Consider the following 12,703-nt stretch of genomic DNA (forward strand, 5'->3'; position numbering starts at 1 on the left):
GGTGGGGTGCATCCTCGTCACCATTTTCTGCTGCTTGCCGTTCGGCATCGTGTCGATCGTCAAGGCGACGCAGGTCTCCGGACTGTGGCAGCAGGGCCGGCCTGACCTGGCGCAGGCCGCCGCCGACGAGGCAAAGAAGTGGGCCATGTGGGGCGCCATCGCGGGTGCCGTGGTGGCCGTGCTCTACATCGTCTTCGTCGTCGTGCTCGGCGCGTTCTCGTTCTCGACGTCGTACCCGGGATAGTCAGGTCCGACGATGCAACACCTGCAGCGGCCCAAGGCGGTTAATCCGCTCCTTGGGCCGCTCGGTGTTGCGGCGGCCGCCGGCGTCGTGTGCTGCGCGGTGTGGCTGAGCGACCCGACGGTGCCGGGTGGCCCGATTCCGGTCTGCCCCACCAAGGCGCTGTTGGGCATCGATTGCCCCGGCTGCGGCAGCATGCGAATGCTGTATTCGCTGATGCACGGCGACTTTTCGGCTGCGCTGCACTTCAACGCGGTCGGTCTGATCGCCTTGGTACTGCTCATCTGGGCCTATTGCGCATGGACCTATGGCCGTGTCGTGGGCCGACGAATAGCCAGTTGGCAGCATCGACGTTGGGCCGCTCCGGCTGTTTTGACGGTAATGTGCATTTGGTTTGTTATTCGGAATGTGCCGATAGCGCCGTTCATTTCGTTGTACGTGTAGTTCACGTTGTAACTAGAAACACCACATCCACATCGCTCGGAGGGACGAAAGATGACGGACCAACCGACGGAAGGCACGCCGCCGGACGCGAATCAGCCGACGGAGTACATTCCGCAGCCACCGCCGGGAGGGTTCCCCCCGCCACCTCCGGGAGGCGCTCCGACGGAGTACATTCCGCAGCCGCCGCAAGGCGGAGGATTCCCGCCACCGCCGCAGGGTGGTTACCCGCCGCCTCCGCAAGGTGGATACGCGCCGCCGCCGCCTCCGGGCGGTGCCTACCCGCCGCCCCCGCCGCCGCAGGGTGGGTTCGCTCCGCCGCCTCCGGGGGCGTACCCGCCGGCCGGGTACCAGTACGGTGCACCGGGCGGTGCGGCTCCGTTCAGCGTCGGCGACGCCTTGTCGTGGGCGTGGAACAAGTTCACCAAGAACCCGGCGCCGCTGATCGTGTCGATGTTGGTCTACGGCCTCGTGGTCGGTGTGATCGCCGGCATCGTGGAGTTCAGTGCCCTGGGCCTGGCTGAGACCTCGGTCTCGAGCTATTCGGCCGACGACGCCGGCTTCAGCTACTCGTACAACGTCACCTCACTGGGCCCGGCGAGCATCGCCATCCTGGTGCTTGGTTACCTCGTGCTGCTGGTGGTTGCGGCCACCGTCTCATCGGCTCAGTACGTGGGCCTGCTGGGCATCGCCGACGGACAGCCGACCACCATCGGGTCGTTCTTCAAGCCCCGCTACATCGGCCCGATGATCCTGCTGACGCTCATCGTCGGGGTGCTCGTGGGTATCGGGTCCGTGTTCTGCGTGATCCCTGGTTTGATCGTCGCGCTGTTCGCGATATTCGCGCACCCGATCCTGGTCGACCGCAACCTGTCGCCGATCGACTCGATCAAGGCCAGCATCGATATCGTGAAAGCCAATGTCGGACAGGTGATCCTGGTCTGGCTGGTGGCAGGCCTGATCGGTGCGGCCGGCGCGCTCGCCTGCGGCGTCGGTGTGCTGGTCTCGGCGCCCGTCGCCTCGCTGATGGTGGTGTACACCTACCGTCGCCTCAGCGGTGGTCAGGTCGCCCCGCTGACGCAGTAACGCTGTGGCCTGTTCGGGGGACGTGGCCGGTTGGTCGCTGCCCCCGAACAGGTATGACGGCAGCAGATGAGACAGGACGACTTGAACTACACACCCTGGTGGGCCCGCGTGGTGGCCAGCCTGATCGACCGGGTCCCCCCGCTGTTCGTCATCATCGTCGGCGGGCTGGTCGAGCGATCCCAGCGTGTGACGAAATGCCTTGCCGATCAGGCGGATTACAGCATCGGCCCATTCTGTGCCACCGGGAACTCGGTCGCCGGCGTGCTGATCTGGCTGGCCGGCGTCATCGTCGCGGTGCTGTTCATGGTGTGGAATCACGGCTACTTGCAAGGCACCACGGGCTCCAGCCTGGGTAAGCGGGTTCTGCATTTCCAGGTGATCGACGAAAAGACGGGGGAGCCCGTCGGTTTCGGTCGGTCGGTGCTGCGGCAGCTGGCCCACGTCGTCGACGCCCTCCCGGTTTACGCCGGGTACCTGTTCCCGCTGTGGGACGCCAAGCGGCAGACGTTGGCGGACAAGATCATGTCGACGGTCTGCGTGCCGACCCGTTGATGACGTACGCCCCGTGGTGGCGCCGGGCCGCCGCCACCGTCATCGACCTATTGCCGCTGCTGGTCCTCACCGCAGCTGGCGCGGCGCTGGTCTGGTTCACCCGAGACCGGGTGTGCGACACCGACACCTCCGCATTCGACGGCGGCGCGCAATGCGGCGACGGCTACTCGACGCTGGGCTACGTCAGCCTGGTCACGACCTGGGCGCTCATGGTGGGGTATCTGGTCTGGAACTTCGGCTACCGCCAGGGCCGCACCGGCGCCAGCCTCGGCAAGACCGCACTGCGCTGCCGAGTGGTCGGCCAAACCTCAGGGGCGCCAATCGGTTTCACGCGGTCGCTGCTGCGGCAGGCCGTGCACCTGACCGACCTCTCGATCGTCGGCTACCTCTGGCCGCTGTGGGACGCGCATCGGCGGACCTTCGCCGACATGGTCATGGGGACGGTCTGTGTGACACCGCCGCGCAAGCGCACTCCGGTCAGCGGAACGCACTGACTCCCGTCAACGCCTGCCCGATCACCAATTGATGCACCTCGGACGTGCCCTCGTAGGTCAGTACCGACTCCAGATTGTTGGCATGCCGGATCACCGGGTACTCCAGAGTGATGCCATTGGCGCCCAACAGGGTTCGGCACTGCCGGGCGATCTTGATGGCCTCGCGGACGTTGTTCAGCTTGCCGACGCTGATCTGCTCGGGCTGAATCTTCCCGGCGTCCTTGAGCCGGCCGAGCTGCAGGGCGAGCAGCTGCGCCTTGCCCAGTTCGACGGCCATGTCCGCGATCTTGGCCTGCGTCAGTTGATATTCCGCGAGCGTCTTGTCGAACACCGTGCGGGTGCCGACGTAGTCCAGCGCCGCCTGCAGACAGTCGCGGGCCGCGCCCACCGCGCCGAACACGATGCCGAACCGTGCCTCCGACAGGCAGCTCAGCGGCCCGGCCAGACCGCGGGCGCCGGGCAGCCGCGCGGACTCGGGCAGCCGCACGTCATCGAGGCTGAATTCCGAGGTGACCGAGGCCCGAAGCGACATCTTGCGCGTCATCTCGCGGGCGCTGAAACCCGGTGTGTCCGTGGGCACCGCGAACCCCAGCACGCCCTCCTCGGCGCGGGCCCACACGACCGCGACATCGGCGACCGAGGCATTGGTGATCCACATCTTCGATCCGTTGAGCACCCAGTCGTCGCCGTCCCGGCGGGCGGTGGTGCGCATGCCACCGGGGTTGGAACCGAAGTCGGGCTCGGTGAGACCGAAGCAGCCGATCAGATCACCTGCAGCCATCCCCGGCAGCCACTGCTCACGTTGCTCTTCGCTGCCCCAGTGGTGAATCGCGAACATGGCGAGCGAACCCTGCACCGACACCAGCGAACGGATGCCGCTGTCGACCGCTTCCAGTTCCTGGCACACCAGCCCGTACGCCGTCGCCGTCGAACCGCTGCAGCCGTACCCGGTGAGGTGCATGCCGAGCAGACCCAGCTTGCCGACCTCCGTGGCGATCTCGCGCACCGGCACCGAACCGTTCTCGAACCACTCGGCGATGAACGGACGCAGCCGCTGTTCGCCGAACTGGCGGACCATGGTGCGTAATTCGATGTCCTCGGCGCTCAGCAGGTCGTCAGTGCCGAGCAGGTTGTCGATCGAGGCTGTCATGGTGCAGTTCTACACCGGGAGTTCGGCGTAAGGCGAGTGCCCACCCCGGCTACGCTGGTCGCTCAGGGACAGACGGGGTGGACGATGACAGAGCACGAACAGAACCAGGGCGCGGGCGAGCCGGAGGCTTCGACCCCGGCTTACGGCATGCCGCCGCTCCCGGCCTATGGCGCGGAGCTCTACCCGCCGACGCCGGCGCCCGAAGCGTTTCCGCCGCCGGTTCCCGGGTACCCGGGCCCGGGTTACCCGCCGCCGGTCGCGCCGTATCCGCCTGTGGCTCAGGGCTACCCGGGCATGCCGCCGATGCCCGGAATGATGCCGTTCGGGTACGCGCAGCCGCCGAAGACCAACGGGCTGGCCATCGCGTCTTTGGTCTGTTCGCTACTGGGCCTGGCGACGTGCGCGGCCACCTCGATCCTCGGCGTGATCTTCGGGCACCTCGCCAAGTCGCAGATCAAGCAGAGCGGTGAGGACGGCGACAGCATGGCTCTTGCCGGCTTGATCATCGGCTACATCGGGTTGGCGATCTTCGCGCTGATCGCCATTTTCTACTTCGGCCTGATCGCGTTCATCGTGGGCAGCAGCGGCACCACCACCTACTAGACGGGGAGTCAAGCAATGTCGAATCCATACGAGCCGACGTCGAATGCATACGAACCCGGCGACAGTTCCGGTCAGCAGCAACCGGGCGAGCCGCAGTTCGGCCAGCCGGAATACCCGGGTAACCCGCAGCAGCCGGGCTATCCGCCACAGCCGGGTTACCCGCCGCCCGGATACCCGCTGCAGGGGGGATACGCGCAGCCGGGATACCCGCAGCCGGGCTACGGCTATGCGCCGCAGTACGCGGTGGACCCCTCCGCACCGTTCGGCCGTGACCCCATGACGGGGCTGCCCCTGTCGGACAAGTCCAAGGTGACGGCCGGTCTGCTGCAGATCCTGTTGGGCGGCTTCGGCGTCGGGCGATTTTATCTCGGCTACACGACCATCGGTGTGCTGCAGCTCGTCGTCTCGCTCGTCACCTGCGGCATCGGTGCCATCTGGCCCCTCATCGACGGCGTCATGATCCTGATGGGGAACGTTCCCGACACCCAAGGACGCAAGCTCCGCGACTAGGCTGGCGCCTGTGAGTGAGCAGCGCAGCCAGGCAGACCACTACCGGGCCTACGGGCCGTCGACCCGGGCCATTCATGCCGGGTTCCGGCCGGACCCGCAGACCGGTGCCGTCAACACCCCGATCTACGCCAGTTCGACGTTCGCACAGGACGGCGTCGGCGGGCTGCGCGGTGGGTTCGAGTACGCCCGCACCGGCAACCCGACCCGGTCGGCGCTGGAGACGCTGCTGGCCGCCGTCGAGGGCGGGAACTACGGCCGCGCGTTCAGCTCCGGCATGGCCGCCACCGACTGCGCGCTGCGTGCCGTACTGCGTCCGGGCGACCACATCGTCATCCCCGACGACGCCTACGGCGGCACCTTCCGGCTGATCGACAAGGTGTTCACGCAGTGGGGCATCACGCACACACCGGCGCAGCTGTCGAACCTCGACGAGGTGCGCGCGGCGATCACGTCGAAGACCCGGCTGATCTGGGTGGAGACCCCGACCAACCCGCTGCTGTCCATCGCCGACATCGCGGCCATCGTGCAGATCGGCGCGACGTCGGGGGTGAAGGTGTTGGTGGACAACACCTTTGCCTCACCGGCGCTGCAGCAGCCGCTGTCGCTCGGGGCGGACATCGTGCTGCACTCGACCACCAAGTACATCGGCGGGCACTCGGACGTCGTCGGCGGCGCGCTGGTGACCAATGACGAGGAACTCGACGCGAAGTTCGCGTTCCTGCAGAACGGCGCTGGTGCCGTGCCGGGTCCGTTCGACGCCTACCTCACCTACCGCGGCCTCAAGACGCTGCCCCTGCGCATGCAGCGGCACTGCGAAAACGCCTTGCGGGTCGCTGAATTCCTCAACGACCACAAGGCGGTCACGACGGTGCTGTACCCGGGGCTGTCGAGCCATCCGGGCTACGAGGTGGCCGCCAAGCAGATGAGCGGGTTCGGCGGCATGGTGTCGGTGCGGCTGCGCGGTGGCGAGCAGGCCGCACGTGAATTGTGCTCGCGCACCGAGATTTTCATCCTCGCCGAGTCGCTCGGCGGGGTGGAGTCGCTGATCGAGCATCCGGGCGCGATGACGCACGCGTCGACCGCCGGCTCGCAGCTGGAGGTGCCGAGCGACCTCGTTCGGCTGTCGGTCGGTATCGAGGATGTGGCCGACCTGATCGGTGACCTGGAGCAGGCGCTGGGTTAGCCCGCCCATTGGTCGGTTATGACACGGAAATTGCGAAAAACCGTGTGGTAACTGGCCATTCGGCGTCAGGAGGCGAGCGCGCCCCGTACCGCGGCGGCCGTGACGGCGAGGTTCACCTCGGCGACGCCGGTCTCGTATTCGTTGACCCAGTGGCCGCTGGCGATGTCGCCGGCGCGGGCATGCACCCACCGCCAGCCGCGGTCGTTGAGGCTCATCAGAGACCCCAGTCCGTCGACGGTGTGCAGCAGCGTCACGATGGCCGCGGTCGGAGGGCTGGGGGGTCTGCGGTCGAACAACGCCGACAGCAGCTCCGCGCGGGCCTGGCCGACTCGCGCCCGGTCCGTCAGCGGCAACGCGTACTGCGGCCGGAACCTGTTGCCGCCCAACGGCTGCCTGCGCAGCTGCCCGGCGCGCTCCAGCTGGTCGATGAGACTGCTCTCGGTGCCTTTGCGCAATTTGGACAACACGTCGCCGGGTCGCCGCGGTCGCTGACGCAGTAACTCCAGTGCCGGCGTGGACACCGGGTCGACGGCCCCGTCGCCCGAGAGGGCGACCAGGTGCCCGTCGGGTGCGCCGTCACCTGGCGAGGCGGGCCGAATACGGCACGCCAGCGCCAGGTCCAGCAGCACGGCACCGGACAACACCCGGTGCCGACGTGGTTGATCAAGACCTGGCTGTGCGGACGAGTTGTCCAGGAGCAGCAGATACAGGTCCTCGGCGATCTGAGCCATGGATCGTCAGCCGGTGGCCAGCGGGGTAGTACTAGCCGTGGCAGGGCTAGGCGTGATAGGGCTCGGCCTTGACCAGCGTGACCTTGACGGTGGCGCCGCTGGGCACCGTGTAGCTGCGCTCCTCGCCGACCTTGGCGTCGATCAGCGCGTGGCCGAGCGGCGAGTTGGGGGAGTACACCTCGAGCTTGCCGTCGGTGACGCCTTCCTGGCGCGTGGCGATGAGGAACGTCTCGGTGTCCTTCTCGTCGCCGTCGTAGAAGACGGTGACGACGGAGCCGGGCAGCGCCACACCGGACTTCTTCGGGGCCTCGCCGACCTTGGCGAGGCTGAGCAGATCCTGCAGCTGGCGGATACGGGCTTCCTGCTGGCCCTGCTCATCGCGGGCCGCGTGGTAGCCGCCGTTCTCGCGGAGGTCGCCCTCTTCGCGGCGGTCGTTGATCTCCGCGGCGATGATCGGGCGGTTCGCGATCAGCTGGTCGAGTTCGGCCTTCAGGCGCTCGAATGCCTCTTCGGTGAGCCAGGTGACCTGGGTATCGGTCATGTCTGCTGCTCTCCTGTCGTTGTAAGTGCTTGTGTGCCCCGGCGTCATGTCCGGGGTTGCCCCGTTACCGGGGCCGGCGGCGCTGCGATCGCGAGGGCATCGCTAGGTTTTGGGTCCCCCAGAAGGTGCCTGCAGGTGCCCGCTAATGCAGCAATACACGGCCCCAGTCGGAACCGTGTACTGAGCAAGCGTACCACTTGGGCGTCTCCCAACCGTCATGATTTCGCAGTTCGGAGTTCGCCGGATGGTTGGTCGCCCGGCCGGTGATCAGGGCGCGACCAGGTACGACGGCACGTCGGTGCCACAGCCGTAAACATCGCCGACGACCGGCGGCTTTGTGGACTTCACGACCGCGGTCACCTGGACGGTCTTGGCCTGTGCGGGCTCGATCAGGATTTCGCGCCGCCCGGTTTCGCTGCCGTCGAGGGCCCTGGCCCGCACGATGCACACCGCCGGTTGCGCCGGGTCCTCGCGCGTGACGGAGATCGTCACCGCCACAGTTTCGTTGTCGACCAGCTTGTAGGTGCTCAATTCGCCCTTGACCGGGGACGTCCCGAGGCGCTGGAAACCGACGAAGGCAAGCGCCACACCTGCGACGACGATGAGCAGCGTGAGGCCGATCGCGATGCGGCGACGGGTCAGCCGGGACATGCGCTGCTGCCCGTAGCGGGCGGTCGGACGCTCGATCATGGCTGCTTTGGGTGCCCCATCGGTCGGTTCGGATTGCTTGGACTGGAACTATAGGACCCAGCGACATGGTTGGACTCCATCGAGTTGTCCCACCGAGTAGAGACAGTAGGTAAGGCACACGTGAGCGAACTGCGGTTGATGGCGGTGCACGCGCACCCCGACGACGAGTCGAGCAAGGGTGCGGCCACCACGGCCAAGTACGCGGCCGACGGCGTCCGGGTCATGGTGGTGACCATGACCGGCGGCGAGCGCGGCGACATCCTCAACCCGGCGATGGACCTGCCCGAGGTGCATGGCCGGATCACCGAGGTCCGCCGCGACGAGATGGCCAAGGCCGCCGAGATCCTCGGCGTCGAGCACCACTGGCTGGGGTTCGTCGACTCCGGGCTGCCCGAGGGCGACCCGCTGCCGCCGCTGCCCGACGGCTGCTTCGCGGTGGTGCCGATCGAAGAGCCCGTCCGCCGGCTGGTGCAGGTGATCCGCGAGTTCCGTCCGCACGTGATGACGACCTACGACGAAAACGGCGGCTACCCGCACCCCGACCACATCCGCTGTCATCAGGTGTCCATGGCCGCCTACGAAGCGGCCGCCGACCACGTGCAGTTCCCCGACGCCGGTGACCCCTGGAGCATCGCCAAGCTCTACTACGGCCACGGCTTCCTGCGCCGGCGCATGCAGCTGCTGCAGGACGAGTTCGCCAAGCACGGCGAAGTCGGGCCGTTCGAGAAGTGGCTGCAGCACTGGGACCCCGAGCACGATCCGTTCGCCAACCGGGTCACCACCCGCGTCGAGTGCTCCGACTTCTTCCGGCAGCGCGACGAGGCGCTGCTGGCCCACGCCACGCAGATCGACCCGAACGGCGATTTCTTCCGCGCGCCCATCGAATGGCAGCAGCGGCTGTGGCCGACCGAGGAGTATGAATTGGCCCGATCCAGGGTTCCGGTGACGTTGCCCGAGACCGATCTGTTCACGGGAGTATCGCTGTGATTTCTGTTCCGCTCACCATCCTGCTGGCCGAGGGTCCGCGCCAGACGGGCCCCGACTTCGGCAAGGCCAGCCCCGCCGGGTTGGTGATCACCCTGATCCTATTGATCGCGGTGGTGGCCCTGGTCTGGTCGATGAACCGGCACCTGCGCAAGTTGCCCGAATCCTTCGACCCCGCGCATCCCGAAGCCGATCAGGCGGTCGACGACGGCACCGTCGGGGGCGTGCCACTGGAAGCTCCGGACACCGATGCCGGGCACAAGGATGCGGGCAAGCCAGAAGCTGGGTCAGACTCCCGGGATGGCTAAGTCTGATGCACCGGGCTTCTCGTCGCGGCTCGTACCTCACCGCTTGATCGGCGCCCGGTGAACACCCTCGGCTCCGCCACCAGCCCGTACCTGCGCCAGCACGCCGACAACCCGGTGCACTGGCAGCAGTGGTCGCCGGAGGCGCTGGCCGAGGCCGCGGACCGGGACGTGCCGATCCTGCTGTCCATCGGTTACGCGGCCTGCCACTGGTGCCATGTGATGGCGCACGAGTCCTTCGAGGACTTGGAAGTAGCAGCCGTGGCGAACGAAAACTTCGTGTGCATCAAGGTCGACCGGGAGGAACGTCCCGACCTCGACGCCATCTACATGAGCGCGACCGTCGCGATGACCGGCCAGGGCGGCTGGCCGATGACGTGCTTCCTGACGCCCGATGGGCGGCCGTTCTTCTGCGGCACCTACTACCCGAAAGCCGGCTTCCTGCAGCTGCTTTCGGCGGTCACCGACACCTGGCAGAACCGGCGGGCCGAGGTCGAACAGGCCTCTGACCAGATCGCCTCGGAACTGCGCAAGATGTCGTCCGGGTTGCCCGATGGTGGACCTGTGCCCTCGCCCGAACTGTGCGACCACGCCGTCGCCGCGGTGCTGCGTGACGAGGACCTGCCCCGGGGCGGCTTCGGTCGGGCGCCCAAGTTCCCGCCGTCGGCATTGCTCGAAGCCCTGTTGCGGCACCACGAACGCACCGGCTCCGCGCTCGATGCGGTGGAACGCACAGCCGCCGCGATGGCCCGCGGCGGCATTTACGACCAACTGGCAGGCGGCTTCGCCCGGTACAGCGTCGATGCCTCCTGGGTGGTGCCGCACTTCGAAAAGATGTTGTACGACAACGCCCTCCTGCTGCGGGTGTACGCGCACTGGGCGCGGCTGACCGGAAATCCGTTGGCGCGAAAGGTGGCCGACGAGACGGCGCGGTTCATCATGAATGACCTCGGCGACGGCGGGATGTTCGTCTCGTCGCTGGATGCCGACACTGCCGGGCATGAGGGCCTGACCTACGTGTGGACGCCCGCGGAGCTGGTGTCGGTGCTGGGTGACGACGACGGCCGTTGGGCTGCTTCGCTTTTCGAGGTCACCACTGCCGGGACGTTCGAGCACGGCAGTTCGGTGCTGCAGCTGCTGGCCGACCCCGACGATGCCGCGCGCTTCGAGCAGGTCCGTGCGAAGTTGATGGCGGCCAGGGAGCTGCGTCCGCAGCCGGGTCGCGACGACAAGGTCGTCACCGCATGGAACGGCTTCGCCATCACCGCCCTCGCGGAGGCCGCCGTCGCGCTCGGGGTACCCGAATTCCTTGACGCGGCAACGGGTTGCGCCCGCCGGCTGCTGGATCTGCACCTGGTCGACGCCCGGCTGCGCCGGGCCAGCCTCGGCGGCGTCGTCGGCGACAGCGTCGGGATCCTGGAGGACTACGCGGCGCTGGCGACGGGTCTGCTGACGCTGCATCAGGTGACCGCGGACGACAGTTGGCTGGACGCCGCGCAGAACCTGCTCGACACCGCGCTGACGCACTTCACCGACCCCGACCGCGGCGGCCGGTGGTTCGACACCGCGGACGACGCCGAGGCCTTGCTGGTGCGCCCCGCCGACCCGGTCGACGGGGCGACGCCGTCAGGCGCCTCGTTGGTCGCCGAAGCGCTGCTGACGTTCGCGCACCTGGCTGCTGAGCCGCAGCGCTACATCGACGCGGCCGCCGCCACCTTGGCGTCGGCGACCCCGATCCTGGCCCGCTCGCCGCGCGGCGGCGGCCACTGGCTGGCGGTCACCGAAGCGGCCGTCCGCGGCCCCATCCAGATCGCGGTGGCCTGTGCCGACCCGGATTCGGAATTGCTCAGTGCCGCACGCAGATTCGCACCCGGTGGCGCGATCGTCGTCGGCGGGGCGGAAGGGTCGTCGGCGCTGCTCGACGGACGTGGCCTGGTGCGTGGTCAGGACGCCGCGTACGTCTGCCGTGGCCAGATGTGCGACCTCCCGGTCACGACGGCGGGGGATCTCGCCGCTGCCCTCGGCGCGGCCGTGTAGCGTGCGGCGCATGCCCAGCGCCGAGCAGATCACCGAAAACGTCAACCGTTACCTGGACCTCGTCGACGTCGCGGACGCCGACGGGATCGCGCAGCTGTACGCCGTCGATGCCGCCATCGAAGACCCGGTGGGTGGCGAGGTGCACGTCGGCCGTCAGACGATCCACGGGTTCTACTCGAACATCGCGGGCACGAAGAACTCCCACGAACTGCACACGCTGCGGGTCTGCGGCCACGAGGCCGCGTTCTACTGGACCCTGACCGTCAACAGCGCCATGCGCATCGACATCATCAGCACCATGAACTTCGACGCCGAGGCCAAGATCACGTCGATGAAGGCCTACTGGGGCCCCGCGAACGTCACCCAGCTCTAAGCGATTTGTGCACGATTTTCCGCGCTTGTCGCGGAAAGTCGTGCACAAATCATCAAGAGAAGACCGCGAACCACATCGCGATGTAGTGGCAGATGGCCGCCACCGCGGTGCACGCGTGGAAGAACTCGTGGTGCCCGAACGTCCGGGGCCACGGGTTGGGCCACTTGACCGCGTAGAGCACGCCGCCGATCGAGTACAGCGCGCCGCCGACGAGCAGCAGCACCACCGCCGTCACCCCGGCGCCTTCCAGGATCGGGCCGATGAACCACGCCGCCACCCAGCCCAACAGGATGTACAAGGGCACGCCCAGCCAGCGCGGGGCCGTCGGCCACAGCATCTTGAGCGCCACCCCGGCGAGCGCGCCGCTCCACACGATCCAGAACAGCAGCCACCCGTTGGTGCGGACGGCCAGCAGCGCGAACGGCGTGTAGCTGCCGGCGATAAAGATGAAGATCATCGAGTGATCCATGCGCTTCATCCAGGTGCGCGTCTTCACCGACTTCCAGTTCACCCGGTGGTAGGTGCCGCTGACGGTGAACATCGCGACGATGGTGAAGGTGTAGAGCAACGTCGCCAATCCGGCGCGGGTGCCCTGTAAGGCCCACGACACCGAAACCAGTGCGGCGCCGGCAAAGAACGCGACCACCGCCGAATACACGTGGATCCAGCCGCGGGCTCGGGGCTTGCCCAGGAACTCGACAACGCTTTCCACCATCACGTCCGGCAGCGAATCTGAGTGGCGGAGTACCGCGGCAGCACGGTACGGCTTGGTCATGTGCGCC

General features: G+C 67.6%; 17 protein-coding genes. 12 read left to right on the forward strand and 5 right to left on the reverse strand.

The features are described from left to right. From TL10_RS04470 to TL10_RS04490, 5 genes are all read left to right on the forward strand, one after another. On the forward strand, positions 1-244 hold a 244-nt coding region (locus TL10_RS04470; RefSeq protein WP_043984693.1), incomplete at its 5' end, for a CD225/dispanin family protein. Between the two features lie 12 nt (positions 245-256). Continuing rightward, entirely contained in the window at positions 257-685 is a 429-nt protein-coding gene (locus TL10_RS04475; protein ID WP_043395819.1) for a DUF2752 domain-containing protein, read from the forward strand. A gap of 51 nt (positions 686-736) precedes the next feature. Next, positions 737-1,768, forward strand: a complete 1,032-nt coding sequence (locus TL10_RS04480; protein WP_082067842.1) for a DUF2189 domain-containing protein — start codon at positions 737-739, stop codon at positions 1,766-1,768. Positions 1,769-1,834: 66 nt separating this feature from the next. Then, positions 1,835-2,320: an Rv1078 family RDD domain-containing protein gene (locus TL10_RS29445; protein ID WP_051954875.1), complete on the forward strand. Its 486-nt coding sequence runs from the start codon at positions 1,835-1,837 to the stop codon at positions 2,318-2,320. Continuing rightward, positions 2,320-2,814: an RDD family protein gene (locus TL10_RS04490; protein WP_052506305.1), complete on the forward strand. Its 495-nt coding sequence runs from the start codon at positions 2,320-2,322 to the stop codon at positions 2,812-2,814. Before TL10_RS29445 ends, TL10_RS04490 begins: the two co-directional genes overlap by 1 nt. On the opposite strand, the gene TL10_RS04495 is transcribed toward TL10_RS04490, so the two are convergent. Continuing rightward, complete coding sequence (locus TL10_RS04495) at positions 2,798-3,964, reverse strand: acyl-CoA dehydrogenase family protein (protein ID WP_110788962.1); 1,167 nt, start codon at positions 3,962-3,964, stop codon at positions 2,798-2,800. The two genes, TL10_RS04490 and TL10_RS04495, sit on opposite strands and share 17 nt — an antisense overlap. 84 nt (positions 3,965-4,048) lie before the next feature. On the opposite strand from TL10_RS04495, the gene TL10_RS04500 reads away from it, so the two are divergent. The 3 genes from TL10_RS04500 to TL10_RS04510 are packed head-to-tail and all read left to right on the forward strand — an operon-like array spanning position 4,049 to position 6,260. Further along, complete coding sequence (locus tag TL10_RS04500) at positions 4,049-4,567, forward strand: DUF4190 domain-containing protein (RefSeq protein ID WP_082067843.1); 519 nt, start codon at positions 4,049-4,051, stop codon at positions 4,565-4,567. Positions 4,568-4,582: 15 nt separating this feature from the next. Beyond that, the gene (locus tag TL10_RS31925) at positions 4,583-5,077 is read left to right on the forward strand and encodes a TM2 domain-containing protein (protein ID WP_043395816.1); all 495 of its coding nucleotides are present in this window, start codon (positions 4,583-4,585) and stop codon (positions 5,075-5,077) included. A 10-nt stretch (positions 5,078-5,087) separates the two neighbouring features. Next, positions 5,088-6,260 carry a cystathionine gamma-synthase gene (locus TL10_RS04510; protein ID WP_043984694.1) on the forward strand — a complete coding sequence of 391 codons (1,173 nt, stop codon included), beginning with the start codon at positions 5,088-5,090 and terminating at the stop codon, positions 6,258-6,260. Positions 6,261-6,325: 65 nt separating this feature from the next. Here TL10_RS04510 and TL10_RS04515 read toward each other — a convergent pair whose 3' ends face one another. The 3 genes from TL10_RS04515 to TL10_RS04525 form a co-directional block, all read right to left on the reverse strand. Next, positions 6,326-6,991: a GOLPH3/VPS74 family protein gene (locus tag TL10_RS04515; protein WP_043984695.1), complete on the reverse strand. Its 666-nt coding sequence runs from the start codon at positions 6,989-6,991 to the stop codon at positions 6,326-6,328. Positions 6,992-7,037: 46 nt separating this feature from the next. Beyond that, entirely contained in the window at positions 7,038-7,532 is a 495-nt protein-coding gene (greA, locus tag TL10_RS04520) for a transcription elongation factor GreA (protein ID WP_043395809.1), read from the reverse strand. Positions 7,533-7,799: 267 nt separating this feature from the next. Then, positions 7,800-8,222: a DUF4307 domain-containing protein gene (locus TL10_RS04525; RefSeq protein WP_043395807.1), complete on the reverse strand. Its 423-nt coding sequence runs from the start codon at positions 8,220-8,222 to the stop codon at positions 7,800-7,802. 120 nt (positions 8,223-8,342) lie between these two features. Between TL10_RS04525 and mca the strand changes: the two genes are divergently transcribed. Genes mca through TL10_RS04545 form a run of 4 tightly spaced genes read left to right on the forward strand, consistent with a single transcriptional unit; the run spans position 8,343 to position 11,921 of the window. Further along, a complete protein-coding gene (gene mca, locus TL10_RS04530; protein ID WP_043984696.1) occupies positions 8,343-9,209 on the forward strand; it encodes a mycothiol conjugate amidase Mca in 867 nt (288 codons plus the stop codon). Beyond that, positions 9,206-9,514 (forward strand): hypothetical protein, encoded by a 309-nt coding sequence (locus TL10_RS04535; RefSeq protein WP_043395801.1) that lies wholly within the window; start codon positions 9,206-9,208, stop codon positions 9,512-9,514. Before mca ends, TL10_RS04535 begins: the two co-directional genes overlap by 4 nt. A gap of 57 nt (positions 9,515-9,571) precedes the next feature. Next, positions 9,572-11,548 carry a thioredoxin domain-containing protein gene (locus TL10_RS04540; protein ID WP_043984698.1) on the forward strand — a complete coding sequence of 659 codons (1,977 nt, stop codon included), beginning with the start codon at positions 9,572-9,574 and terminating at the stop codon, positions 11,546-11,548. Between the two features lie 10 nt (positions 11,549-11,558). Then, positions 11,559-11,921: a nuclear transport factor 2 family protein gene (locus TL10_RS04545; protein ID WP_043984818.1), complete on the forward strand. Its 363-nt coding sequence runs from the start codon at positions 11,559-11,561 to the stop codon at positions 11,919-11,921. 52 nt (positions 11,922-11,973) lie between these two features. Here the strand turns inward: TL10_RS04545 and trhA are convergent, their stop codons facing one another. Next, the gene (gene trhA / locus TL10_RS04550) at positions 11,974-12,636 is read right to left on the reverse strand and encodes a PAQR family membrane homeostasis protein TrhA (protein ID WP_423136054.1); all 663 of its coding nucleotides are present in this window, start codon (positions 12,634-12,636) and stop codon (positions 11,974-11,976) included. Positions 12,637-12,703 lie beyond the last annotated feature (67 nt).

The organism is Mycolicibacterium llatzerense (assembly GCF_000878195.1).
Classification (GTDB): domain Bacteria; phylum Actinomycetota; class Actinomycetes; order Mycobacteriales; family Mycobacteriaceae; genus Mycobacterium; species Mycobacterium llatzerense.

Excerpts from the sequence above, each read along its gene's own strand:
- TL10_RS04500 (WP_082067843.1), top strand. The coding sequence starts at position 4,049 with ATGACAGAGCACGAACAGAACCAGGGCGCGGGCGAGCCGGAGGCTTCG.
- TL10_RS04495 (WP_110788962.1), bottom strand. The coding sequence starts at position 3,964 with ATGACAGCCTCGATCGACAACCTGCTCGGCACTGACGACCTGCTGAGC.
- TL10_RS04475 (WP_043395819.1), top strand. The coding sequence starts at position 257 with ATGCAACACCTGCAGCGGCCCAAGGCGGTTAATCCGCTCCTTGGGCCG.
- TL10_RS29445 (WP_051954875.1), top strand. The coding sequence starts at position 1,835 with ATGAGACAGGACGACTTGAACTACACACCCTGGTGGGCCCGCGTGGTG.
- TL10_RS04525 (WP_043395807.1), bottom strand. The coding sequence starts at position 8,222 with ATGATCGAGCGTCCGACCGCCCGCTACGGGCAGCAGCGCATGTCCCGG.
- trhA (WP_423136054.1), bottom strand. The coding sequence starts at position 12,636 with ATGGTGGAAAGCGTTGTCGAGTTCCTGGGCAAGCCCCGAGCCCGCGGC.
- greA (WP_043395809.1), bottom strand. The coding sequence starts at position 7,532 with ATGACCGATACCCAGGTCACCTGGCTCACCGAAGAGGCATTCGAGCGC.
- TL10_RS04545 (WP_043984818.1), top strand. The coding sequence starts at position 11,559 with ATGCCCAGCGCCGAGCAGATCACCGAAAACGTCAACCGTTACCTGGAC.
- TL10_RS04490 (WP_052506305.1), top strand. The coding sequence starts at position 2,320 with ATGACGTACGCCCCGTGGTGGCGCCGGGCCGCCGCCACCGTCATCGAC.
- TL10_RS04480 (WP_082067842.1), top strand. The coding sequence starts at position 737 with ATGACGGACCAACCGACGGAAGGCACGCCGCCGGACGCGAATCAGCCG.
- TL10_RS04515 (WP_043984695.1), bottom strand. The coding sequence starts at position 6,991 with ATGGCTCAGATCGCCGAGGACCTGTATCTGCTGCTCCTGGACAACTCG.
- TL10_RS31925 (WP_043395816.1), top strand. The coding sequence starts at position 4,583 with ATGTCGAATCCATACGAGCCGACGTCGAATGCATACGAACCCGGCGAC.